This window comes from Sphingobium cupriresistens, from assembly GCF_004152865.1.
In the GTDB taxonomy this organism is placed as follows: Bacteria; Pseudomonadota; Alphaproteobacteria; order Sphingomonadales; family Sphingomonadaceae; genus Sphingobium; species Sphingobium cupriresistens.
This window is the reverse complement of record NZ_SEOO01000100.1, coordinates 1-2209: the sequence shown is the minus strand read 5'-3', so window position 1 is coordinate 2209 and position 2209 is coordinate 1. Positions and strand designations below refer to the sequence as shown.

At 59.9% G+C, this 2209-nt stretch carries 3 protein-coding genes; 1 reads left to right on the top strand and 2 read right to left on the bottom strand.

Annotation, left to right across the window (positions count from 1 at the left end; genetic code table 11):
• Nucleotides 1-626 precede the first annotated feature (626 nt).
• Nucleotides 627-1064: a hypothetical protein gene (locus tag EWH12_RS21725; protein ID WP_129927802.1), complete on the bottom strand. Its 438-nt coding sequence runs from the start codon at nt 1062-1064 to the stop codon at nt 627-629.
• A 50-nt stretch (nt 1065-1114) separates the two neighbouring features.
• Entirely contained in the window at nt 1115-1420 is a 306-nt protein-coding gene (locus tag EWH12_RS21720; RefSeq protein ID WP_129927801.1) for a hypothetical protein, read from the bottom strand.
• 279 nt (nt 1421-1699) lie between these two features.
• On the opposite strand from EWH12_RS21720, the gene EWH12_RS21715 reads away from it, so the two are divergent.
• Nucleotides 1700-2107 (top strand): tyrosine-type recombinase/integrase, encoded by a 408-nt coding sequence (locus tag EWH12_RS21715; protein ID WP_165363699.1) that lies wholly within the window; start codon nt 1700-1702, stop codon nt 2105-2107.
• Nucleotides 2108-2209: the final 102 nt, after the last annotated feature.

Below are 2209 nucleotides of genomic sequence, written 5' to 3'. Positions count from 1 at the left end.
CAGCGCCGCCCGCCAAAAGCTGATCGAGAAGCTCATTCGGTATGGCAGGCTCTTTGCGTCGTGACATAGTGGGACTCCTTGTTACCCATTATGCCCGGCCACACACGGAAATCCTGACAGTCCCAGCGGGATTTGTCGGCAATAGATGCCGCCGTGAAGCGAGAAGAGCAAAATGCCATGCCCCCAACACAGGCGACTACGTTGGCAGCACAGCTTGCTTCACCGATGTGCGACAGCGCCATCGCCACGTCGGTGCAAGACCGGCTGGCGGAGTTCAAATCCCTCAACCTACCTGTTGCTGACCATAGCGCTGGGGCGGAGCCTTCCCACGGTGTGACCGCTCGCGCCCCGGCCTCTTCGGGCCAAGGCATTAGCAGCGCCTAACGCTGCTCAATCAGGATAATGAATATACCCATAGCCGTTGCAGTTACCGCAGCGCACGCTGCCACGCCCACCGCAATAATTGCAGCGATATGGTCCGCTTTGCCCAGAAACGCCGCACGATCCACAACGCAGTTCTCCCCTTCCACTACATTGCGAGCAAGGTTCGGAACCTGCGACGACCTCGTGCTTCCCAAAATCCTTCATCGGGACGTAGCGCATCGGAGACACCTCGTATTGCAGGGTTAGGAAACGGGAACAAGTTCGCCACGCGCTGCGCGGGTGCCGAGAAGATACCCCGCCGTGTTGCATAGCCGTGTATTGGGTTCATTCTGGGCAAGGCAGCGGTCAGCCACTGGCAACAGCGTCGCCATGGCTGGCGTATCGGCGGGCACGGCCTCACGCTTGAGGTATGCTTCAACGAAACCGCTATCGAACGCGATAGCAGGCGTTATTCGGCCATCCTGTTGGCTCACATAACGCAACGAGCCGTCTCGCCCTGCGCGTGTCAGCACCGTCACGCACCGCTCACTTGCGGAAAGTGTTTGAAAACCCGATGCACGTACCCTTGCAACCGATGCAGGCATCTGTCCGCTAGCGCATAAACTTCTGCGATGCGCAATTTCATCCCGCGTCAGTTCACGTAGCACGGAATCACGTTCGGCTCTCAGTTCCCCGGCCATCGCCGGAGCCGCGAGGCATACCGCGCCTAGCGCGGCTAAAAGGAGCCGCCTCATGAGCGGCACCCCAATTCGCGCATTCGCGCCGTCACGCGTTTGTAGGTGTTGACGACCCGTTCCCAGCGATAGCCGAGGTCATCGCATTCCCCGCGCGTCAGGCCAAAGCATGCCGTGACAATGACCGCGATGGCGCAGCCACCGGCATCGGTGGAATTGTCGCTACCCACCATGCAGGCGACGATCGCCATGTGAGTTTTGGGATAGTCAGCGGCGATCCCCAGCGCCGTGCCGGATGACCCCATCAATTCTGCTTGGAGGCTGGCACAGGTTTGCGCCCCTGCAAGCGTCGGGGCGAACATCAGCGCCCCAGCCGCACAATATCGCCACCACCGCCTTACCATGGCAAAAATCCCTCATCCGCCAAGGAACCGATGAGTGGAACGCTACATTATGGGCTATTCTGTTGCGGGCGAAGCGCCCGGAATCTCTACTGTTTTGATGCTGCCACCTCGCTCAAAACCAATAGCCACCGCTTCACCAATTCAAGCAAAAACCCGCTGTGGCGCTGGATTTTGCCGACCATGGCCTTGCAACGCTATAGCCCAATCGGTTGCACCGCTTGGACAAGGAGCAAGCAGGTGAGCATCAACTATGGCGAAGGCCAGCTATTTACCGCCGAAGGCGAGCGCAAATACCTCACCCATGGCGAGGCAAAAGCCCTGCTGGCGGTGGCTCGCAAGGCCGATCGCCAGACGCGCCTGTTCTGCCGTTTGCTCTATTACACCGGCTGCCGGGTATCAGAGGGATTGCAAATCACGCCTCGACGGCTCGACATGGAAACTGGGCGCGTGGTGTTCCGCACTCTCAAGCGCCGCCGCACGGTGTTTCGCGGCGTGCCGTTACCGCACCGTTTCCTGGCCGAACTGCTCGCCTTCGCCCAAAGCGCGGAATTGGGGTCGGACGACCGCCTATTTCCATGGTGCAGGCAAACCGCATGGCGGCGCATTCGCGCGCTGATGGAGGTCGTGTCCCACGGGGTGGTGTAGGAAGGTTTCCCTGAGAGGGTGGCCACCGTCGATCTTCTGGTAGGGTTCGGATGCGAACTCGAACCTGGAGAAGAAGACGATGACCGATGACAGAATGGCCCT